Source organism: Streptomyces sp. NPDC017520 (assembly GCF_044329855.1).
Lineage (GTDB): Bacteria > Actinomycetota > Actinomycetes > Streptomycetales > Streptomycetaceae > Streptomyces.
Genome location: NZ_JBIRKB010000003.1, coordinates 274,855 through 295,699 on the forward strand (window position 1 = coordinate 274,855; position 20,845 = coordinate 295,699).

The 20,845-nt window shown below is 71.2% G+C and carries 14 protein-coding genes; 7 read left to right on the top strand and 7 right to left on the bottom strand.

The window, feature by feature from the left end:
- Positions 1–45: 45 nt before the first annotated feature.
- Both ACH4KB_RS09070 and ACH4KB_RS09075 read right to left on the bottom strand, forming a co-directional pair.
- Positions 46–522: a DUF2771 domain-containing protein gene (locus ACH4KB_RS09070; protein WP_361875703.1), complete on the bottom strand. Its 477-nt coding sequence runs from the start codon at positions 520–522 to the stop codon at positions 46–48.
- A 27-nt stretch (positions 523–549) separates the two neighbouring features.
- The gene (locus ACH4KB_RS09075) at positions 550–1,989 is read right to left on the bottom strand and encodes an MFS transporter (RefSeq protein ID WP_398065127.1); all 1,440 of its coding nucleotides are present in this window, start codon (positions 1,987–1,989) and stop codon (positions 550–552) included.
- Between the two features lie 416 nt (positions 1,990–2,405).
- Between ACH4KB_RS09075 and ACH4KB_RS09080 the strand changes: the two genes are divergently transcribed.
- The 3 genes from ACH4KB_RS09080 (at position 2,406) to ACH4KB_RS09090 (ending at position 8,080) form a co-directional block, all read left to right on the top strand.
- Entirely contained in the window at positions 2,406–3,338 is a 933-nt protein-coding gene (locus ACH4KB_RS09080) for a DUF3027 domain-containing protein (protein WP_398065129.1), read from the top strand.
- Between the two features lie 459 nt (positions 3,339–3,797).
- Entirely contained in the window at positions 3,798–7,007 is a 3,210-nt protein-coding gene (locus ACH4KB_RS09085; RefSeq protein ID WP_398065618.1) for a sacsin N-terminal ATP-binding-like domain-containing protein, read from the top strand.
- Between the two features lie 209 nt (positions 7,008–7,216).
- Positions 7,217–8,080 (top strand): calcium-binding protein, encoded by an 864-nt coding sequence (locus tag ACH4KB_RS09090; RefSeq protein WP_398065131.1) that lies wholly within the window; start codon positions 7,217–7,219, stop codon positions 8,078–8,080.
- Between the two features lie 67 nt (positions 8,081–8,147).
- Here the strand turns inward: ACH4KB_RS09090 and ACH4KB_RS09095 are convergent, their stop codons facing one another.
- Both ACH4KB_RS09095 and ACH4KB_RS09100 read right to left on the bottom strand, forming a co-directional pair.
- Entirely contained in the window at positions 8,148–10,745 is a 2,598-nt protein-coding gene (locus tag ACH4KB_RS09095; RefSeq protein ID WP_398065133.1) for an HAD-IC family P-type ATPase, read from the bottom strand.
- Positions 10,746–10,855: 110 nt separating this feature from the next.
- Entirely contained in the window at positions 10,856–11,197 is a 342-nt protein-coding gene (locus ACH4KB_RS09100) for a DUF2530 domain-containing protein (protein WP_398065135.1), read from the bottom strand.
- Positions 11,198–11,420: 223 nt separating this feature from the next.
- On the opposite strand from ACH4KB_RS09100, the gene ACH4KB_RS09105 reads away from it, so the two are divergent.
- Positions 11,421–12,875, top strand: a complete 1,455-nt coding sequence (locus ACH4KB_RS09105) for an NCS2 family permease (RefSeq protein ID WP_398065137.1) — start codon at positions 11,421–11,423, stop codon at positions 12,873–12,875.
- Between the two features lie 30 nt (positions 12,876–12,905).
- On the opposite strand, the gene ACH4KB_RS09110 is transcribed toward ACH4KB_RS09105, so the two are convergent.
- Positions 12,906–13,175, bottom strand: coding sequence for a hypothetical protein (locus ACH4KB_RS09110; protein WP_398065139.1), 270 nt, complete (start codon positions 13,173–13,175; stop codon positions 12,906–12,908).
- Between the two features lie 134 nt (positions 13,176–13,309).
- On the opposite strand from ACH4KB_RS09110, the gene ACH4KB_RS09115 reads away from it, so the two are divergent.
- Positions 13,310–13,750, top strand: a complete 441-nt coding sequence (locus tag ACH4KB_RS09115) for a MarR family winged helix-turn-helix transcriptional regulator (RefSeq protein WP_007452526.1) — start codon at positions 13,310–13,312, stop codon at positions 13,748–13,750.
- A gap of 137 nt (positions 13,751–13,887) precedes the next feature.
- Positions 13,888–15,222, top strand: coding sequence for an MFS transporter (locus tag ACH4KB_RS09120; RefSeq protein WP_398065141.1), 1,335 nt, complete (start codon positions 13,888–13,890; stop codon positions 15,220–15,222).
- Between the two features lie 63 nt (positions 15,223–15,285).
- Here the strand turns inward: ACH4KB_RS09120 and ACH4KB_RS09125 are convergent, their stop codons facing one another.
- Positions 15,286–15,870 (bottom strand): Uma2 family endonuclease, encoded by a 585-nt coding sequence (locus tag ACH4KB_RS09125; RefSeq protein ID WP_398065143.1) that lies wholly within the window; start codon positions 15,868–15,870, stop codon positions 15,286–15,288.
- A 489-nt stretch (positions 15,871–16,359) separates the two neighbouring features.
- On the opposite strand from ACH4KB_RS09125, the gene ACH4KB_RS09130 reads away from it, so the two are divergent.
- The gene (locus tag ACH4KB_RS09130) at positions 16,360–17,349 is read left to right on the top strand and encodes an aldo/keto reductase (RefSeq protein ID WP_398065145.1); all 990 of its coding nucleotides are present in this window, start codon (positions 16,360–16,362) and stop codon (positions 17,347–17,349) included.
- Positions 17,350–17,445: 96 nt separating this feature from the next.
- On the opposite strand, the gene ACH4KB_RS09135 is transcribed toward ACH4KB_RS09130, so the two are convergent.
- On the bottom strand, positions 17,446–20,565 hold the full coding sequence (locus ACH4KB_RS09135) for a VCBS repeat-containing protein (protein WP_398065147.1): 3,120 nt from the start codon (positions 20,563–20,565) through the stop codon (positions 17,446–17,448).
- Positions 20,566–20,845: the final 280 nt, after the last annotated feature.

The window sequence follows — 20,845 nt, forward strand, 5'->3', positions numbered from 1 at the left end:
GCCTCAGGGTCGAGGACGGGGGAAGGGCGCTCTCGGTCGAGCGGGTCAGTCCTTCTTGAGCTCGAACTGCCAGATGCCCGTGAGCTTCTTGCCCTTGGTCTCCACGATGGAGATGTTCGTCTTCTCGGACGGCTGGCCCGTCTGGCTGGCGAAGAAGGCGCTGCCGGGGATCGTCCGGTAGGTCTTCTCGTACGGCTCCTGCTCGGCCTGCTGGCCGTTGATGAAGAGCGTCCAGCCGTTCTCGGCGATCTCGGGGTCGACGCCGAAGCGGACCTTGTCGTCCATGGAGACCGTGAGGGACTTCTCGGCCTTCTTGTTCAGGCAGCCCTGGATCAGGGACTCCTTGATCGCCTCGCCGTCGTTGTAACAGGCGGCCTCGGTGTTCACCGAGTCGCTGCCGACCGTCACGGTGGCGAGCGGCGTCGGCTTGTCGCAGGCGGACAGGACAAGGAGTCCCGCGGACACGGCACCAAGAGCGACGCCGATTCGACGGCCCTTACCGGAGAAGAACGCAACGGTCATGGGCCGAAGGCTATCGGTCGCCTCCGCTCATGCCACGCGGGGGTGCGGCGTGCCGCGCCGGGCGGCCCCCAGGAGACCCCGTACGGACGTGGCCGCGCCGAGCGCGAGAAGGCCCGCGGCGACCGACATGCCGAGCACCGCGTTGAGCGGCAGGGCGATGCCGATGGCGCCGCCGACCACCCACGCCATCTGGAGCAACGTCTCGGACCGGGCGAACGCGGAGGTGCGGACCTCCTCGGGCACGTCCCGCTGGATCATCGCGTCGAGCGACAGCTTGGACAGGGCCTGGGTGAAACCGGCGACCGCGCCGAGCGCGGCGACCAGCACGGTGGAGAAGAAGACGGCGGCCAGGACCGCCACGCTCAGCGCGAGCCCCAGCACCGTCGCGATGATCACCTCGGGGCCGCGGGCCCGCAGCCAGGAGCCCACCGCCGTACCGCAGGCGTTGCCGACGCCCGCCGCCACGCCGACGATGCCGAGCGAGACCGCCGCGCTCTGCCCGGCCAGCGGGTGTTCGCGCAGCAGGAACGCCAGGAAGAAGATGAGGAAGCCGGAGAGAGCCCGGTGCGCGGCGTTGGCCTGGAGCCCGTGCAGGACGGACCCGCCGACGGACCGCAGACCCGGCGGCCGTTCCCTGGCCGGCTTCTCCCCGTTGCCGCGCCCGCGGAGGCCGGCCCGGGTGCTGCCGCCCTTCCCGGGGGCGGGCCGCGGCGCGGTGTCCTCGTGGTGCGGGACGATCAGCCGCGCCCGGCGCTCGCCCTTCGCGGAGTCGACCTTGTGCGGCAGGGTGAAGGCGAGGAACGTGCCCGCGACGAAGATCGCGCAGGCGCCGTAGAGCGGCCACGGTGAGCCGATGGTCTGGAGGCCCGCCCCGATCGGGGCCGCCACCCCGGTGGCCAGCAGCCCCGCCAGAGTCACCCGGGAATTGGCCTTCACCAGGGAAAACTTCGGTGGCAGCAGCCGGGGCACGACCGCGCTGCGCACCACGCCGTACGCCTTCGACGAGACCAGGACGCCCAGCGCGGCCGGATACAGCTCCAGACCCCCTGTGGCGACCGCGCCCGACATGGTGATCGCCAGCAGCGCCCGGGCGAGCATCGCGCCCGCCATCGCGGCGCGCCGGCCGTGCGGCAGCCGGTCCAGGAGCGGGCCGATCACCGGGGCGAGGAGGGTGAAGGGGGCCATGGTGATGGCGAGGTAGAGGGCCACCCTGCCCCGCGCCTCGTCCGTGGGCACCGAGAAGAAGACGGTGGAGGCGAGCGCGACCGTGATCATGACGTCGCCCGCGCCGTTCACCGCGTGCAGTTCGATCAGTTTTCCGAGGCCGGATTCGCCCGCGCCGTGGGCGTGCGTCGCCTTGCGGATACCGCGCGCCGTGCCGGTGAACGGGGCGCGCAGGGCATGGCCCGTCGCCCGTCCCGCCCTGCGGAGCGGGCCGGGACCGTCGTGCGACCTGGCGGCAGTCACCCCGTCATAGTGCCCCAACCCTGGCCGGTATGAACGGCGATCGGCCGCGGACGCGCGCGTGACGCCCTGTCGGACGCGCGCGCCGGAACCGTCCGGGGCCCTGCCGCCACCCGCGTCCGAACGGCGTCGGCGGGAAGCCGGCGGGAACGGATACGGCACGTTTGGGACGGGCAGGTGGGCGCAGCGCGGCGGAGAGGGTAGCGTGCGTAACGCGCCACCGGCGGTTGTTCTTGGCCGCGCGCCTCTCGGCGATCCCGCAGAATGGGTGGCAGAAGGCGCGCCCGAGGCAGGCACAACGGGTGTGGACGTCGACGCGGCCCCCAGGTCCGCTCCGCCCGCACTTGTCTGGCCGAAACGGCAACCGTGCGGCAGCTGGCGCGCTCGTGAGACTGGCGTATGGAGAGAAGCGAAGACCTGTGAGTGCTGCGACGACGACGCGAAGCCGTACGGCCCGGACCCCCGTTCCCGACCGTCTGTGCGCCGAGGCGGTGGACCTCGCGCGTGCGGCCGCGGAGGAGGCCGCCGCGCCCGGTGTGGTCGGTGAGCACATCGGCGTGGTCTCCGAGGGAGACCGGGTCGTCACCCACTACTTCGAGGCCAAGGAGCCCGGGTACCGGGGCTGGCGCTGGGCGGTGACGGTGGCGCGGGCCTCCCGCGCGAAGAACGTCACCCTGGACGAAACGGTGCTGCTGCCGGGGGACGACGCCCTCCTGGCGCCGGAGTGGGTGCCGTGGAGCGAGCGGCTGCGCCCCGGCGACATGGGCCCCGGCGACCTGCTGCCCACCGAGGCGGAGGACCTGCGCCTGGAGCCCGGCTGGACCGGCGAGGACGAGCCGCCGCCGAACTCCGTGGTCTCCCGGGAGCTGGCCGAGCTGGTCGACTCGGAGGACGCCGAGCTGACGGGCCGGCCGGTGGCCGCCACCAGCCGCGGGTCCATCGCCGCGGTCGCCGACGAGCTCGGTACGCGCCGGGCGCGGGTGCTGTCCCGGTACGGGCTGTACGCGGCGGCCGACCGCTGGGACGAGGAGTTCGGCCCGAAGACGCCGATGGCCCAGGCGGCCCCGGCGACGTGCGTCAGCTGTGCGTTCCTGATCCCCATGGCGGGCTCCCTGAAGCAGGCCTTCGGGGTGTGCGCGAACGAGTTCGGCCCGGCGGACGGGCATGTGGTGTCGCTGGCGTACGGCTGCGGCGGGCATTCGGAGGCCGCGGTGATGCCGACGCCGCCGAAGCCGGCGCCGCACGCACTGGACACGATGCGGGTGGACACGTACTCGCTGCGGCCGGAGCGCGGCGAGGGCTCCGTGCCGGCCGAGACGGACGGGGCGTCGGAGGACCTGGGCCACTCCTGACGCTCCTGCCCGCACCTGTCCAGCCCGTCCGGCGTTTGAGGACGGAACCGCTGACGTGGGGGCGGGGTGCCCGTTTCAGCCCGTCCGGCGTTTGAGGACGGAACCGGCGCTGTGGGGCGGGTGCCGCTGCGGGCTACCGGGCCCCAGGGACCTTCAGCGGGTGCCGCTGCGGGCTACCGGGCCCCAGGGACCTTCAGCGGGTGCCGCTGCGGGCTACCGGGCCCCAGGGACCTTCGCTGTGCACGCCCACCCGGGCAAGGGTTCCGTCCTCAAACGCCGGACGGGCTGGGTTGGCCGGGCTTACCGGTCCCCGTGGATGCCGGACGGGCTGGGTTGGCCGGGCCGGGATGGCCGGGCTTGCTGGTACGGCGGGGGCGGCGCGCGCGGTACCTTCGGGCGCACACTGGGCCGCACAGGCATACGCGGTCCCCACCCAGCGGAGGAGACGAGAGCGTGAGCATGAAGGCGACCGAGGGGGCCGATCCGTTCGGGACGGCACGGCTGCGGCGCGGCGTGCTCGACGCCTGGGGGGCCGGGCCCGCCCGGTTCCGGGAGGACGCCAACGCCGAGGAGGACCTCGCGCTCGGCGGCTACCGCGACCGCCTCGTCGTCGAGCTGGCCCAGAACGCCGCCGACGCCGCCGCCCGCGCCCGCGTCCCCGGCAGGCTCCGTCTCATCCTGCACCCCGCCGCCCCCGGCGACCCGGACGACCGCTGCGTGCTGGCCGCCGCGAACACCGGCGCGCCGCTCGACGCCACCGGCGTGGAGTCCCTGAGCACCCTGCGGGCCTCCGCCAAGCGCGAGGGCCACGAGTCCTCCGTCGGCCGCTTCGGCGTCGGGTTCGCCGCCGTCCTCGCGGTCAGCGACGAGCCCGCCGTGCTCGGCCGCCACGGCGGCGTGCGCTGGTCCCTGGCCGAGGCGCGCGAGCTGGCCCGGGAAGCGGCCGTCGGCAGCCCCGGGCTCGGCGACGAGCTGCGCCGCCGCGACGGACACGTACCGCTGCTGCGCCTGCCGCTGCCCGCCGAGGGCTCCGCGCCCGACGGGTACGACACCGTCGTCGTGCTGCCGCTGCGCGACGGCACCGCCGAGGACCTGGTGGCCCGGCTGCTGGCCGCCGTGGACGACGCGCTGCTGCTCACCCTGCCCGGCCTGGACGAGGTCGTCATCGAGACCCCGGACGGGACGAGGACCCTCAGCCGTTCGGCCCACGGCCCATACACGCACATCGACGACTCCGCACGCGGCCTGGGCCGCTGGCGCACCGTGCTCCACCACGGGCCCATCGAGCCCGCCCTGCTCGCCGACCGCCCGGTCGAGGAGCGGCTGCGCCCGCACTGGTCGGTGACCTGGGCGGTGCCGGTCGACGAGGCGGGCGCCCCGCTCCATCCCCGTACCGCACCCGTCGTGCACGCCCCGACACCCACCGACGAGCCGCTCGGCATCCCCGCCCTGCTCATCGCCTCCCTCCCGCTGGACACCGCCCGCAGGCACCCCGCGCCGGGGCCGCTGACCGACTTCCTGGTGGAGCGGGTGGCCGACGCGTACGCGGAGCTGCTGGGCTCCTGGCGGCCCGTGTCGACCGGGACCATCGACCTGGTGCCGGGGCCGCTGGGCAAGGGCGGCCTGGACGCGGCGCTGCGCGGTGCGATCCTGGCCCGGCTGCCCCGGGTCGCGTTCCTGGAGCCCGCCGCGCCCCGGGACCCCGAGGCCGAGCCTGGCTGGGCGGACGACTGGGACCGGGAGCAGGACCAGGATCGTACGGAGAGCACCGGCGCCCTGCGGCCCGTGGAGGCCGAGGTCGTCGAGGGCGTCGGGGCCGAGACCGTACGGGTGCTCGCCGAGGTGCTGCCCTGCCTGCTGCCCGCGGGCCTGGAGCGGCGCACCGAGCTGCGCACCCTGGGCGTCGCCCGCGTCCCCCTGACCGAGGCCATCGACCGCCTCGCCGGTCTTGAGCGCGACCCCGCCTGGTGGCACCGGCTCTACGACAGCCTCGCGGGCACCGACCCCGACCGGCTCACCGGCCTCCCCGTCCCCCTCGCGGGCGACCCGGACGACGAGCGGGCGGGCCGTCCGCCGCGCACCACGATCGGACCGCGGCAGATCCTGCTGCCGCTGCCGGATGCGCTCACCGGCCCCGTCCTCGCCCGGCTCTCCCGGCTCGGGCTGAAGGTCGCCCACCCGGACGCCGCGCACCCGCTGCTGGAGAAGCTCGGTGCCCTGCCCGCCACGCCGCGCGCCGTGCTGACGACCCCTCAGGTACGGGCGGCCGTCGCCGGTTCGCTGGACGCGGGGGAGATCTGGGACGAGGACGCGCTCGATGGCGAGGAGCTGGCCGAGACCGTGCTCACCCTGGTCCGGGAGGCCGAGCTGGCCCCCGGCGACGAGCCCTGGCTCGGCGCGCTCGCCCTCCCCGACGAGGACGGCGAGCTGTCCCCGGCGGGTGAACTCGTCCTCCCCGGGAGCCCGTTCGCGCAGGTCATGCGTGAGGGTGAACTCGCCCTCGCCGACCAGGAGCTGGCCGATCGCTGGGGGGAGGGCCCGCTCACCGCCTGCGGGGTGCTCGCCACCTTCACCCTCGTGCGGGCCACCGACGTCGTCCTGGACCCGGACGAACTGGAGCCCCGCGACAGCGACTTCGTCGAACCCGACGACGCCGGGCTGCTGGACGCCGTCGACGTGTGGTGCGAGGACCTCCTCGATCAGCTGCCCGAGACCCCGGTGCCGCCCGTCGCCACCGAGATCGTCGCCGTACGGGATCTGGACCTGGTCGACGACGACGCCTGGCCGCAGGCGCTCGCGATGCTGGCGAAGCCGCCGCTGCGCGACGCGCTGACGCAGCCGGTGCGGGTGCTGCTCCCGGACGGCACGACGCAGTCCGTGCGCCCGTACACCGCGTGGTGGCTGCGGGACCACCCCGTACTGGACGGCCGCCGCCCGGCGGGGCTGCGCGCGGCGGGCGGCGACCCCCGGCTGGCCGGGCTCTACGACGCGGTGGACGCGACCGGCTTCGACGACGCCCAGGTGCTGCGGGCCCTCGGGGTGCGCACCTCGGTCGCGGCCCTGCTGGACGAGCCGGGCGGTGCGGCGGAGCTGCTGGGCCGGCTCGCCGACGAGGACCGCCCCGTCACCCCCGTACAACTGCACGCGCTCTACACGGCGCTCGCCGAACTGGACCCGGACCAGGTGACGTTGCCGGACGAGCTGCGCGCGGTGGTGGACGGGGACGTGGCCGTGGTCGACGCGGCTGACGCCGTGATCGCGGACGCCCCCGACGTGCTGCCGCTGACGGAGGGGCTGCCGCTGCTCCCCGTGGCCCCCTCCCAGGCCGCCGAGTTGGCCGAGCTGCTCCAGGTGCGGCGGCTCGGCGAGACGATCGAGGCGGGTGTGACGAGCGAGGGCGAGGAGCACCGCGTACCGGAGTCGGTCCGCGTCCTGCTCGGACCCGGCACCCCGGACACGTACGTCGAACACCCCGAACTCCGCGCGGGCGGCGTCGAACTGGACTGGCGCCACACCCCGGACGGGATCGTCCACGCCGCGACCCTGGAGGGCGTGGCGGCCGGCCTGGCCTGGGCGGCCGGTCAGTGGCCCCGCCGCTTCGAGGTAGCGGCCCTGCTGGAGGACCCGTCCCGGACGGAGGAGCTGGCCCGGGACCGCTGGTTCGACTGAGGGCCGGAGCCCCCCGGCAGTGGGCTGTCCGGGTTTTCCGGGTTTTCCCGGGAGTGAGCTGCGGGTTCACAGAAAGGTCACAGGTCCGCACAACCGTGCACCCGATTCGCCTGTCTGTTCCTGTGAGCCAACAGGCTCATGGATCAGATGGGTCCCGCCGGGCTGACGACGCAAGCGCGCCCCGGGACCCCTTCTCCACTTGGGGACACATGCGTATTCGTGCCACCGTGGCCGCCGTTTCCGGCGCCCTGGCCCTTTCCGCTCTCGCAGTACCGGCCGCGCAGGCCGATGACGGTCGTTCGTGGACCGTGGACCACGGCGTCACAGCCCCCCAGCCCTCGGCCGGGGAGAAGAAGTCGAAGCGGGCGTTCGCCGCCGCGCAGGCGACCGACAACGCCAAGATCACCTCGGCGGTCGTCAACGGCGGCAAGCCGATCGTCGTCGGCACCAAGTCGAAGGTGACGGTGCCCTACACCGTGACGGCCACCGACGACTCCGGCATCGCCGGTGCCGCCGCGTTCATCTGGATCGGCTCGTCCGTCGACGCCGAGGACAGCTTCGGCTTCGGGCCGAACGAGAAGTCGGTGTCGTGCAAGGTGGTCAACAAGACCACCACGACCTGCAAGGGCACCATCACCCTCACCCCGGGTCTGATGCTGAACTCGGACGCGACCTGGTGGCGCGTCGGGGCGGCGGCCGGCGCCAACGACGGCCAGGAGCTGGAGCGCGACGCGGTCTCCAAGGTCCGCGTCCAGCGCTTCTCCAAGCTGACCGTCAACGCCTCCCCGGAGCCCGTGAAGAAGGGCAAGACCATCACGGTCACCGGCAAGCTGACCCGTGCCAACTGGGACACCGGCACGTACAAGGGCTACAGCAAGCAGTCCGTGAAGCTCCAGTTCAAGAAGAAGGGCGCCAAGAGCTACTCGACCGTCAAGACGGTCAAGACCAGCTCCACCGGCGCTCTGAAGACCACCGTCAAGGCCTCCGCCGACGGCACCTGGCGCTACAGCTTCGCCGGCACGCCGAGCACCCCGGCCGTCTCGGCCAAGGGCGACTTCCTCGACGTGAAGTAGGACCGACAGGCGAAAGCCCCCGGGAGGACCACCGTCATCCTCCCGGGGGCTTCTGGCTGTCCGCGCCCTACGTCCCGAAGCGCCGCCCCACCCAGCGCCAGACGAACTCCAGCAGGGCGGCCGCCGCCACCGCGATGCCGACCGCCGTCCACGGCATCGGCGCGCCCACCAGCTTCAGCGCGAAGAAGTCCTGGAGCCACGGCACCACGAGCACGATCAGGAAGCCGAGCCCCATCGCCGCCACCAGACCGACGCGCCACCACGTGTACGGGCGGGCGATGATCGCCAGGACCCACATCGAGACCAGGAACAGCGTCAGCGTCGCCGCGCTCGTCTCGGCCGCCAGCGCGCCCTCGCCGCTGTAGTGGCGCCGCGCCACCAGGTACGTGGCGAAGGTCGCCGCCGCCGCGATGACACCCGAGGGGATCGCGTACCGCATGACACGGCGTACGAAGTGGGGCTGGGCCCGTTCCTTGTTCGGCGCGAGCGCCAGGAAGAACGCCGGGACGCCGATGGTCAGCGTGGAGAGAAGGGTCAGGTGCCTCGGCAGGAACGGGTACTCCACCTGGGTGCAGACCACCAGGATCGCCAGCAGTACCGAGTAGACCGTCTTGGTGAGGAAGAGCGTCGCGACCCGGGTGATGTTGCCGATCACCCGGCGGCCCTCGGCGACCACCGAGGGCAGCGTCGCGAAGCTGTTGTTCAGCAGCACGATCTGCGCCACCGCCCGCGTCGCCTCCGAGCCCGAGCCCATCGAGACGCCGATGTCGGCGTCCTTGAGAGCGAGGACGTCGTTCACACCGTCACCCGTCATGGCGACCGTGTGGCCGCGCGACTGGAGGGCGGCCACCATGTCCCGCTTCTGCTGCGGGGTGACCCGGCCGAAGACCGCGTTCTGTTCCATGGCCGTGGCCATCTCGTCCGGATCGGTGGGCAGCCTGCGGGCGTCCAGCGTGTTCTCCGCGCCCGCGAGGCCCAGCTTCCCGGCGACCGCCCCGACCGAGACGGCGTTGTCGCCGGAGATGACCTTGGTGGCCACGTTCTGGTCGGCGAAGTAGGCGAGCGTGTCGCCCGCGTCCGGCCGCAGCCGCTGCTCCAGGACGACCAGGGCGGTGGGGACGGCTCCGGTCGCCGCGCCGGGCGCGCTCAGCTCGCCCTCGGCGCGGGCCAGCAGCAGCACCCGCAGGCCCTGCTCGTTGAGGTGCTCGATCTCGGTGAGGGTCGCGTCGCCCTCGGACAGCAGGACGTCGGGGGCGCCGAGCAGCCACGCGGAGGCCGTTCCGTCGGCCTCGGCGAACGCCGCGCCGCTGTACTTGCGCGCGGAGGAGAACGGCATCGCGTCGGTGACCGTCCAGCTGTCGGCGTCGCCGCCGTCGGCCGGGAGCGGCTTGCCATCGCCGGCCGGGAGCGCGTTGCCGTCGGCCCCCGGTCCCGTGTTGCCGTCGGCCGCCGGTTCCGTGTTGCCGTCGGCCTCCGGTTCCGCCTCGTCGTCTCCGCCGCCCGCCGGGTACGCGTCGATGATGGCCTGGAGGCTGGCGTTGGGCCGCGGGTCCGAGGAGCCGAAGGTCCGCAGCACCCGCGTCACGTACGCCTCGTCGCTCCCGTTGAGCGGCCGGACCTCCGTGACGTCCATGCCGCCCTCGGTGAGGGTCCCCGTCTTGTCCAGGCAGACCACGTCGACCCGGGCGAGGCCCTCGATCGCGGGCAGCTCCTGCACCAGGCACTGCTTGCGGCCCAGCCGTACGACGCCGATGGCGAAGGCGACGGAGGTGAGGAGGACCAGGCCCTCGGGGATCATCGGGACGATGCCGCCGACGGTCCGGGCGACGGAGTCCTTGAAATTGTTGTCCTTCACGATCAGCTGGCTGATGATCAGCCCGATCGCCGTCGGCACCATCATCCAGGTGACGTACTTCAGGATCGTGCTGATGCCACTGCGCAGCTCCGAGTGGACGAGCGTGAAGCGCGACGCCTCCTCGGCGAGCTGTGCGGCGTACGCCTCCCGGCCCACCTTGGTCGCGGTGAACGCGCCGCCGCCCGCGACGACGAAGCTGCCGGACATCACCGGGTCGCCGGCCTGCTTGAGCACCGGGTCGGCCTCCCCGGTGAGGAGCGACTCGTCCACCTCCAGGCTGTCCGCCTGGGCGACCGTGCCGTCCACGACCACCTTGTCCCCGGGGCCGAGCTCGATCAGGTCGCCGAGGACGATCTCGGAGGTGGAGATCTCGGCGGCGACCCCGTCGCGCCGCACGGTCGGCTTCGCCTCGCCGATCACCGCGAGGCTGTCCAGGGTCTTCTTGGCCCGCCACTCCTGGATGATGCCGATGCCGGTGTTGGCGACGATCACGAAGCCGAAGAGGCTGTCCTGGATCGGCGCGACGAACAGCATGATCACCCAGAGCACGCCGATGATCAGGTTGAACCGGGTGAGGACGTTGGCCCGGACGATCTCGGTGACCGAGCGCGAAGAACGTACGGGTACGTCGTTGACCTCGCCGCGCGCGACCCGTTCGGCGACCTCGGCGGTGCTCAGCCCGTCCGGCCTGCGGGCCGGCGGTGGCTCCATGGGGTGCACGGGGTCGAGTTCCGCCCCCGCGTCGATCATGGCCGGCCGGGAGGTTCCGGGGGTCTGCTCCCCGGAGGAATCGAGTGCCCGCTGCGTCATGGTCTCGACGGTACGGGCGTGCGCGCCGAATCACCCGACGGAGGGGCGAAGATCCGACCAGGGGAGGACGAAGACGGTCCCGTGGTCGTACGGGGGCGGGCCCGAGGCGGTCAGGCGGTGCGGTCGGTCCGGTCAGTGCGGTTCGCCGGGTCGCCGCCCAGCGCGCTGTCCGTCGCCGCGGCCCCCGCGGCGTCCTTGGCCTCGACCTTGGCCGCGTGGCGCTTGAGGGCGGCGTCGCGCCCCCGGACGTACCAGATGCCGATCAGGCCGAGTCCGGCTCCGGCCAGCGGGGTCCACACCCACCAGGTGTGGCCGCGGTCGGCGAACCAGCCGTAGAAGGGGAGCTGGGCGAGGAAGAGGACGGACCAGAGGATCGTGCCGCCGACGACGGTGGCGACGACGGGGCCCTCCAGGGGTTCGGGCGCCTCGTGCTTCGGTGTCCACTTCTCCATGAGTTCAGTGTATGGGGCCGCCCGATCGGGGGTGTACGACCCGGTGCGCGCCCCGATCGGCCCAAGGGGCACGCGGGTCTACGCGCGGAGATAGCGATCTTCGCTTGATGTATTCATACTGAATCTGCTTTGGGTTGGCTCGATTTGTTCGTCTGAACATCCAATTTCGATCACCTTGCCCGTCCCATCGCATCCACCCCTCTACGTACGACTGAGGTCACCCATGCCCCCCTCGGCCACCGCTCCGGTCGACTCCCCGCCCCCCGCGACTCCGCAGTCCCAGGGCAGCCTGGACCGGTTCTTCAAGATCTCCGAGCGGGGGTCGACCGTCGCCCGCGAGTTCCGCGGCGGGTTCGCCACGTTCTTCGCGATGGCGTACATCATCGTGCTCAACCCGATCATCCTGGGCAGCGCGAAGGACATGTACGGCAACCAGCTCGACAACGGGCAGCTGGTCACCGCCACCGTGCTGTCCGCCGCGTTCTCCACGCTGCTGATGGGCGTCATCGGCAACGTGCCGATCGCGCTCGCCGCCGGTCTCGGCGTCAACACGGTCGTCGCGCTCCAGCTCGCTCCCAGGATGAGCTGGCCGGACGCGATGGGCATGGTCGTCCTCGCGGGCATCGTGGTGATGCTGCTGGTCGCCACGGGGCTGCGGGAACGCGTGATGAACGCCGTGCCGAGGTCGCTCCGCAAGGGCATCGCGATCGGCATCGGCCTCTTCATCCTGCTGATCGGCCTCGTCGACTCGGGCTTCGTCTCGCGCATGCCGGACGCCGCGCACACCACCGTGCCGCTCCAGCTCGGCGGCACCGGTCACCTCGACGGCTGGCCGATTCTCGTCTTCGTCCTCGGCGCGCTGCTCACGCTCGCGCTGATCGTGCGCAAGGTGCCCGGCGCGATCCTGATCTCGATCGTCGCCATGACGGTCGTCGCCGTGGTCATCGACGCGGTGGCCGGAATGCCCGACGGGGCGTGGGGCCTGACGACGCCCGCGTGGCCGGGCAACCCGGTCTCGGCGCCGGACTTCGGGCTGCTCGGCGAGGTCAGCCTGTTCGGCGGCTTCGAGAAGGTCGGCGTCCTGACCGGCGTCCTGTTCGTCTTCACCGTGCTGCTGTCCTGCTTCTTCGACGCGATGGGCACCATTCTGGGCGTCGGCGACGAGGCGAAGCTGATGGACCAGGAAGGCAACTTCCCCGGCATCAACAAGGTGCTGTTCGTGGACGGCATCGCGGTCGCCGCGGGCGGCGGCAGCTCCTCCTCCGCCACCACGTGCTTCGTGGAGTCCACCGCGGGCGTCGGCGAAGGCGCCCGCACCGGACTGGCGAGCGTGGTGACCGGTCTGCTCTTCTCGGTGGCGCTGTTCCTCACACCGCTGGCGACCATGGTCCCGTCGCAGGCGGCCACTCCCGCCCTGCTGGCGGTCGGCTTCCTGATCATCGCGGGCTCGGTGCGGGACATCGACTGGAGCGACTTCACGCTCGCGGTCCCGGCGTTCCTCGCGATGGTGATGATGCCGTTCACGTACTCGATCACCAACGGCATCGGCATCGGCTTCGTCGCCTTCTCCGTGCTGCGCCTGGCGGCCGGGCGCGGCCGTGAGGTGCCGGTGGCCATGTACGTGGTCTCGGCGGTGTTCGTCTTCTACTACGCGATGCCGGCGCTCGGCCTCACGTGACCGGTTTCTCCGTGATGCCGGCGGCCGGCCTCACGTGATGGGTGGCGTCACGCTCCTCCTGGAGTCGATCGGTGGCGTCACGCTCCTCCTGGAGTCGATCGGTGGCGTCACGCTCCCCCCGGCGTCGCCGTAGAACTTCTCCGTCTCCTCGACGGCCGCCTTGAAGCGTTCGTCGAAGTCGTCGCGAATGAGCGTCCGGACCACGTAGTCCTGGACGCTCATTCCGCGTTTCGCGGCGTGCTGCCGGAGCCGGTCGAGCAGCTCACCGTCTATCCGCAGGCTGAGCACTGTCGATCCCATGTCCAGCAGGGTCGCCGCCCCGGAGCGCTCCTTGCGTCACTTTCCGCTTCTAACTCACTCGTTCGGGTGATCGGTTTCTCGCGCGTGTACCACCAGGTGGTATTTAGATTGGGTAATGAGTTACGCTAACAAACATGCCTGACCTGATCCACGACGGCGACAGTGCCGCCGCCGTGAGCTCCCTCCGCTCCGCCGTGATGCTGCTGGGCCGCCGACTGAAGCACCAGCGTGTCGACGAGTCGCTGAGCCCCACCGAGATGTCGGTGCTCGGCACCCTTGCCCGTTGCGGCTCGGCCACCCCCGGTGAGCTGGCCCGCAAGGAGCACGTGCAGCCCCCGTCGATGACCCGCATCGTCGCGCTGCTGGAGGCGAAGGGGCTGGTCAGGCTGGAACCGCACCCCGATGACCGTCGGCAGAAGAGGGTCAGCCAGACCGAGCAGGCCGAGGCCATGCTCGCGGAGAGCCGCACCAAGCGGAACGCCTGGCTGTCCCACCTCGCCGAGGGCCTGGACGAGGACGAGTGGGAGACGCTTCGGGCCGCCGCGCCCGTGTTGGAGAAGCTCGCCCACCTGTGACCCCGCGGGCGCGCCGACGGTGATCCGCCGCCGGACCGGAAGCACGAACCGGTCCGGCGGCGGATCACCGTCGGAGCGCCCGTCGTCACGTCCTCGTCGGACCGAACGCCGCAGACGCCTTGAGGAGGCGAACCCTTTTGAGTACGGGATCCGGAGCAGACTCCGCCCCCGCACCGACTTCCACCCACGAGAGCAAGACCGGCGGGACCTTCTCGTCGCTGAAGATCCGTAACTACCGCCTGTTCGCCACGGGCGCCGTGATCTCCAACACCGGTACCTGGATGTCCCGCATCACGCAGGACTGGCTCGTGCTGAGCCTGACGGGTAGCGCCACCGCCGTGGGCATCACCACGGCCCTCCAGTTCCTCCCGATGCTCCTCTTCGGCCTGTACGGCGGCGTCATAGCCGACCGCCTGCCGAAGCGGCAGATACTGCTCGTCAGCCAGGCCCTGCTCGGCCTGTGCGGCATCGCGCTGGCCGTCCTGACCCTGACCGGGATCGTGGAGGTCTGGCACGTCTATCTGGTCGCCTTCCTGCTCGGCATGGTGACCGTCGTCGACAACCCGGCCCGTCAGTCGTTCGTCTCCGAGATGGTCGGCCCCGCGCAACTGCGCAACGCGGTCAGCCTGAACTCGGCGAACTTCCAGTCCGCCCGGCTCATCGGCCCCGCCGTCGCGGGCGTCCTGATCACCACGGTGGGCAGTGGCTGGGCCTTCCTGCTCAACGGCCTCTCCTTCCTGGCCCCGCTCGTCGGCCTGCTGATGATGCGCACCAACGAGATGCACGCCTCGGTGACCGTCCCCCGCGCAAAGGGCCAGCTCCGCGAAGGCCTGCGCTACGTGAAGGGCCGTCCCGAGCTGATCTGGCCGATCGTCCTGGTCGGATTCGTCGGCACGTTCGGCTTCAACTTCCCGATCTGGCTGACCGCCTACGCCGACGAGATCTTCGACGGCGGCGCGGGCATGTACTCGTTCTTCAACATCCTGATGGCGGCCGGTTCGCTGGCCGGAGCCCTGCTCTCGGCCCGCCGCCGCTCCACGCGGCTGCGGATGCTGGTGATCGCGGGCACGGCGTTCGGGCTGCTGGAGATCGCCGCCTCGCTGTCCCCCTCGGTCTGGCTGTTCTCGATCCTGCTGGTCCCGATCGGCATGCTCGGCCTGACCACGAACATCACCGCGAACACGAGCGTCCAGATGGCCGCCGACCCGGAGATGCGGGGCCGGGTGATGAGCCTGTACATGATGGTCTTCGCCGGGGGTACGCCGGTGGGCGCCCCGATCGTCGGCTGGATCAGCGACACGTACGGCGCCCGCACCGGCTTCGCGGCAGGCGGCGCGATCTCGGTGATCGCCGCCCTGGGCGTCGGCTTCGCCCTCGCCCGCGTCGGCGGCCTCCGCCTGAAGGTCGACCTCCGCCCGGGCCGCCCGCACGTCCGCTTCGTCCCGCGCGAGCAGTTGGCGACGGCGGCGTGAGCGACGCGAAAGGCGCCCTCCCCGCCCCCGGGGAGGGCGCCTTTCGCGTGCGGGGGCGCGGGGTCAGTCGCGGGGGAAGGCGTCGGTCGCGAGGACGAGGCCGACGACGGTCGAGGTGAGGTCGACCGGGGTGCCGAAGTCGAGACTCAGGACACTGCGGTACTCGTCTTCCTTCGGGAGGGTATGCAGGTGCCATGTGCCGGTGTACGGATCGACGATGAGGTAGACGGGGACACCGGCGAGGGCGTAGGTGGCCTTCTTGGAGCCGTAGTCGTTGGCGGCCGTGCTCCTGGAGATCACCTCGGCGACGAATTCGATGTCCTGGTGGCGCCAGCGGCCGTCGGCGGTCTTGGCGGCGCCCGTGGCAAGGGCTGCGACATCGGAGGCGAAACCGTTGAGAAGGCCGGGGAAGTCGATACGTACGTCGGACAGCAGCCGATCCTCCTGATAGCGCGGCAGCAGCTGCCGGATGATGCTCAGGATGATCCGCCAGTGCGTGTCCCGCTGCGGCGACATGTAGACGTTCCCCTCGACGATCTCGACCTTGAATCCCTCGGGGACGGGCTCAAGCCACTCGAACATCATGTCCAGGGTGCGCTCGTCGCTGGTGTCGGCCATGTCGATCCTGTCGGTGTCTACGACGGTCATCGTGCCGCTCCTCCCCGCTGCCGCACGGGCGTGCGGGCAGCCGCGTAGGACAACGATAGGCCCGGCTCCCCGGACACGCCCGGACCTGCCGGACTCGCGCGCGTGAGCAGCCACAGCTCCGGCCGTCCGCCCACCCGGCGCCTCTTCGCCGCCGTCCTGCCGCCCGCCGGGGCGGTCGCCGGACTCCGTACGGCCCGGGCCCCGGAGCGACCCGTCGGTGTCCAGGGGCGCCGGGGGAGCAGCCGCGCTACGAGACGGTGCGGGCCTGGGCGCTCGGCGGGTGAGCGGTGCCGTTACGCTCGAAGGGTGGACCCGAAGACCAGAAACCGCATCATGGCGGCCGTGCTCGTGCTGATGTTCGTCGTCGTCGCCGTGGGGGCCGCCCTGGGCGGCTGACAACCGGCGGGCCGCCGGAAAGCCGTGCCCGCTCCGGCGCGTCCGGGGCACGTGCTTGCCTGGAGTGGACTCGAAGGAGTTGGCTGGGGCGTCATGGAGTACACACAGCTCGGACGCACGGGACTCAAGGTCAGCAGGCTCGTCCTCGGGACGATGAACTTCGGCCCGCAGACCAACGAGTCGGACAGCCACGCCATCATGGACTCCGCGCTCGGCGCGGGCCTGAACTTCTTCGACACGGCCAACGTCTACGGCTGGGGTGAGAACAAGGGCCGCACCGAGGAGATCATCGGAACCTGGTTCGCGCAGGGCGGCGGCCGGCGCGACAAGGTGGTCCTGGCCACCAAGATGTACGGGAACATGGCCGCCGACGGCGACGCCTGGCCGAACCACGACAAGCTCTCCGCCGTGAACATCCGGCGCGCGGTCGACGCCTCGCTCAAGCGCCTCCAGACCGACCACATCGACCTGTACCAGTTCCACCACGTCGACCGGGACACGCCCTTCGACGAGATCTGGCAGGCGATCGACGTCCTGGTCCAGCAGGGCAAGATCCTGTACGCCGGTTCCTCGAACTTCCCCGGCTACAAGATCGCCCAGGCCAACGAGCAGGCCGCCCGGCGGGGCTCGCTCGGTCTGGTCAGCGAGCAGTGCATCTACAACCTCGCCGAGCGCCGCGCCGAGATGGAGGTCATCCCGGCCGCGCAGGACTACGGCCTCGGTGTCATCCCGTGGTCGCCGCTGCACGGCGGCCTGCTGGGCGGCGTCATCAGGAAGACGACCGAGGGAGGCCGCCGCGCCTCGGGCCGCGCCGCCGACGCCCTGGCCGACCCCGCCACCCGTTCCCAGCTCCAGGCGTACGAGGACCTGCTCGACAAGCACGGCCTGGAACCCGGCGAAGCGGCCCTGGCCTGGCTGCTGACCCGCCCGGGCATCACGGGCCCGATCGTCGGCCCCCGTACCGCCGACCAGCTGGACAGCGCCCTGCGCGCCCTGGAGCTGGATCTCCCGGAGGCCGTGCTCACGGGCCTGGACGAGATCTTCCCGGGTCCGGGGCCGTCGCCGGAGGCCTTCGCCTGGTAGGGACGCGGAGCGCGAAGGGGTCTCCCGTTCGCGCGAGCGCGAAGGGGGCCTCCCGTCGTCGTGACGGGAGGCCCCTTCGCGCTGCTGCTCCGTCCGTCAGCCGAGTGCTTGGAAGTCGAGCCAGCCGGAGGTTCCGACGGCGACACCGCTCCCGGAGAGGTTGGGGTACACGTAGAGCTTGTCGTCACCGCCGGTGGCGAATATGTCCGCCTTTCCGTCCGAACCAGCGTCGGGGAAGGCGGTCAGCAGCGGTCGGTGGGCCCGGGTCCAGCCGCTTCCGATGACGGTGGAGGCGGCCCCGTCGCCGAGGCCCTCGCCGGCGGGGCCGGTTCCCTGGTAGAGGCGGAGCTCTCCGTTCGTCCCGTGCCGGGCGATGAGGTCGACGCGGCCGTTGCCGGTGCGGTCGCCCGGTGCGACCAGGTCGTAGTTCGACCACGATCCGTTGCCGACGAGGACGGGCGCTTGGGACGCGTCCAGGTAGAAGGACTTGGAACCGTAGTACAGCCAGAGGAAGTCGCCTTCCTTGACGAGGAGGTCGGGGTATCCGGCGACATCGACGGTGCCGTCGTTGTCGGTGTCCAGGGGGCCGTCGACGTCACCGATGGCGAGGATCTGGTCCGCGTTGTTCCAGTGGTTGTTGGCCGGGTCGAAGACGTCGAGCGCCTGGCGTTCGTACAGGCAGGAGCGGGAGTGCCCGTCGGCTTGTTCTTCCTGGGCGGTGCAGGCCCAGCCGACCCCGTTGTTCGGGTAGAGCTGGAGGGTCTTGCCCTCGTCGCCCGGGATCGCCGCGACGAGATCCTCGAAGCCGTCGCCCGTCCAGTCCCCGCGGTGGGTGATGGAAGCCCCGGTGAAGTCGCCGTTGCTCGCGGTGGTGCCGGCGCCCACGTAGCCGTTGCCCTGGCCGGGGTACAGCCACAGCTCGCCGCTGCCGCGTACCCCGTAGAGGTCGGCGTTGTCGTCGCCGTTGAGGTCGCCGGCCTCGTCCGGGATGGTGAGACCGTCGGCGTAGAAGAGGTAGGAGGCCCGGTCGGAGCGGTTCTGGGCGGCGTCGAGGCTGCGGACGTAGATCCGCTGTGCTCCGGCCGAGGGCGGGGTCAGGACGAGTTTGGCGTCGGGCTTGCCGTCTCCGTCGAGATCGGTGCCGGGGCTGACGTTCCGGACGGCGGGGTCCCAGTCGCTCCAGTACTCGTAGGACTTCACGTCGTTGACGCCCCCGTTGCCGAGGATGAACGTTCCTGCGGTCCGGGCCTTGCCGGTGATGGCGGGCCAGCCGTCGGAGCCGTCGGGGAACTGCTGGGAGCTGACGGTGGGCGGGGTGCTGGGCCGGGTGGGGTCGAAGTCGAAGCGGCAGGTGCCGGGGTTGGGATTCCACGCGGACTTGGCGGTGGAGTCGAGCGCCTGCACCTTCCAGCCGAAGTTGCCCTTGGCCGCCGTCAGGTACTTCTGCAACGTGGCCTTGGGCACCTTGACCCTGGCGACGGTGCCGGAGGTGACGGAGACGATCTGGTTGAAGATCTCGGCGCCGCCGGAGAGGTTGTTGGTGCCCCACAGGCGGAACTGTGCGCGTACCGTCCCGCCGTCAGGGTCGGAGACCTTCGCGGTGAGCGTGACGTCGGTGTTCCCGATGGTCGTGTACGGGGGGACCATGTCGCACCCACCGGAACTGGGGATCGTGTCCAGGCTGTTGGGCACGTTGGGAACGGTGTTGTACGTGGTCGACAGGACCGCCGTCGTGGCGTCGAACTTCTTCCACCCGAAGACGTCGCTCTCCATGCTGTCGGGTGCCTGCAACCCGAAGGTGAGCGTGTTCCACTTGTTGGCGATGCCGTCCTTCGCCGCCGCTGTCACGTCGAAGGCGAGGTTCCCGGCGGGACAGTCCGGCCCCCAGCCGCGGGAGTCGTTGACCGAGTCCAGCTTCTTACGCCGTTCGGGCCGGTTGTTCCAGGTGGTGGACGCGGAGATCGCGCTGGTCGCCCAGAGCTCGACGGGTTTGTTCGTGCACGACCACGACCAGGTGTTCTTGATCCGGAAGGTGGAGGAGGACACCACCTTCTTGGTGGACCACAGGTTGGAGGACTTCATGCGGAAGTAGGAACGGGCCAGGCCGTTGGTCTCGTTCTCATACCCCACGCGGGCGGTCGTGGTGCCCTTAGCGCCGTCCCAGTTGGCCCCGTTGAAGTACGAGCTGTTCGGGTAGCGCTTGTACGCGATGGTCCAGGAGTGGCGGGAGCCGGAGACGGCCGGGTCCAGGAGAACCGGGAACCGCGTGTCCTTCCCCGTCAGAAGGTCCTGGTCCGGCGTCAGACTCAGCGTTCCGTCCGTGACGGCGAGCCCCATGGTCGCCTGCCGCGCACCGTATCCGGGCTCGAACTCGTCGGCCGGCGGCGGCGGGCCGCTGGGAGCGCTCTGGGCCGAGCGGGCGGCGGCGGGCGGCGCGGCCGTGCTGCTGTCCCACATCATGGGGGCCGGTGCGGTGAAGACGGTCTCGCCCGCCGGGTTGACCGCCGAGAAGTTTCCATGGGCGTCGGTCTTCGCCTCCAGACCATCTGTCTCCAGACCGAATCGGACCTGCCTCAGGGCGGGATCGGCGGCGGCCGCAGGGGTTTTGACGACCAGAAGACTGGTGAATCCCGCCGGGTTCGCCTTGACCTTGAGATCGATGTCGGCAAGGACGTTCCCGTACGTCACGGTGTCGCCGTCGACCTCCGGCTCGGGAAGCGAATCCGGCCACGTCCAGGACATGCTGCGACCGTCGCGCACCACCGTTGCCAGCGGGCCGTCGCCGCCGCCGGACAGACGCACGTCCACTTCGGCGGCTTTCGGCGAAAGAGAGCCGTCCGAACGGGGCTTCAGTGTGGTGTCCAGCGATACCAGCTTGCTGCCCTGACGCACGAACTGCGGCAGTGCGTAGGTGTCCTGGGTGAACGTCCCGTCGGGGTTGGCGAACACCCGGGTCGTCTCGGTGCGCTGGGCGAGCACTTCCGCCGGGCGGCCGGACTCTGCGGCCTTCGCCTGCGCGGTGGCCTCGGGATCCGCCTCGGGTACGCCCTTCGGGTCCGCTTCCGGGTCGGTGGAGACGGTGGCCGCCACGGGTTCCGCGGCGGAGGCGTCCGGAAGCTGCTGGGGAACACCGAGCGTCATGAGGGCGGCGAGCGCCGCCGCGCCGGTGACGCCCCCCTTTGCTCGCCATCTGGTCTTGCTTCGCAAAAGTTCCATTAAAGAAGTCCCTCCCGGGTCAGTTTGAGTCGCACCCTAGAACGTGAGGGAAGCGTGTTGAAAGTGGACTCGGTGTGACGGCGCCTCAATCCCTGAATTCGGCGACCTTTATTCCGGATTTTTCGGTGCATATAACAATGAATGCAACACTCTTTCTTTCGGCAAAGGGTGGTGGTTCGTCAAATCGTTACCCCGTGCCCGTGCTGATGCTGTGAAAGTCTTGCTAGCTTCCGTGGTCAGCTGTGACTTTTGGGCAATGGGTGGGGAGTTCTGCGTATGT

Excerpts from the sequence above, each read along its gene's own strand:
- ACH4KB_RS09125 (WP_398065143.1), bottom strand. The coding sequence starts at position 15,870 with ATGACCGTCGTAGACACCGACAGGATCGACATGGCCGACACCAGCGAC.
- ACH4KB_RS09085 (WP_398065618.1), top strand. The coding sequence starts at position 3,798 with ATGAAGGCGACCGAGGGGGCCGATCCGTTCGGGACGGCACGGCTGCGG.
- ACH4KB_RS09100 (WP_398065135.1), bottom strand. The coding sequence starts at position 11,197 with ATGGAGAAGTGGACACCGAAGCACGAGGCGCCCGAACCCCTGGAGGGC.
- ACH4KB_RS09130 (WP_398065145.1), top strand. The coding sequence starts at position 16,360 with ATGGAGTACACACAGCTCGGACGCACGGGACTCAAGGTCAGCAGGCTC.
- ACH4KB_RS09110 (WP_398065139.1), bottom strand. The coding sequence starts at position 13,175 with ATGGGATCGACAGTGCTCAGCCTGCGGATAGACGGTGAGCTGCTCGAC.
- ACH4KB_RS09090 (WP_398065131.1), top strand. The coding sequence starts at position 7,217 with ATGCGTATTCGTGCCACCGTGGCCGCCGTTTCCGGCGCCCTGGCCCTT.
- ACH4KB_RS09105 (WP_398065137.1), top strand. The coding sequence starts at position 11,421 with ATGCCCCCCTCGGCCACCGCTCCGGTCGACTCCCCGCCCCCCGCGACT.
- ACH4KB_RS09115 (WP_007452526.1), top strand. The coding sequence starts at position 13,310 with ATGCCTGACCTGATCCACGACGGCGACAGTGCCGCCGCCGTGAGCTCC.
- ACH4KB_RS09070 (WP_361875703.1), bottom strand. The coding sequence starts at position 522 with ATGACCGTTGCGTTCTTCTCCGGTAAGGGCCGTCGAATCGGCGTCGCT.
- ACH4KB_RS09135 (WP_398065147.1), bottom strand. The coding sequence starts at position 20,565 with ATGGAACTTTTGCGAAGCAAGACCAGATGGCGAGCAAAGGGGGGCGTC.
- ACH4KB_RS09095 (WP_398065133.1), bottom strand. The coding sequence starts at position 10,745 with ATGACGCAGCGGGCACTCGATTCCTCCGGGGAGCAGACCCCCGGAACC.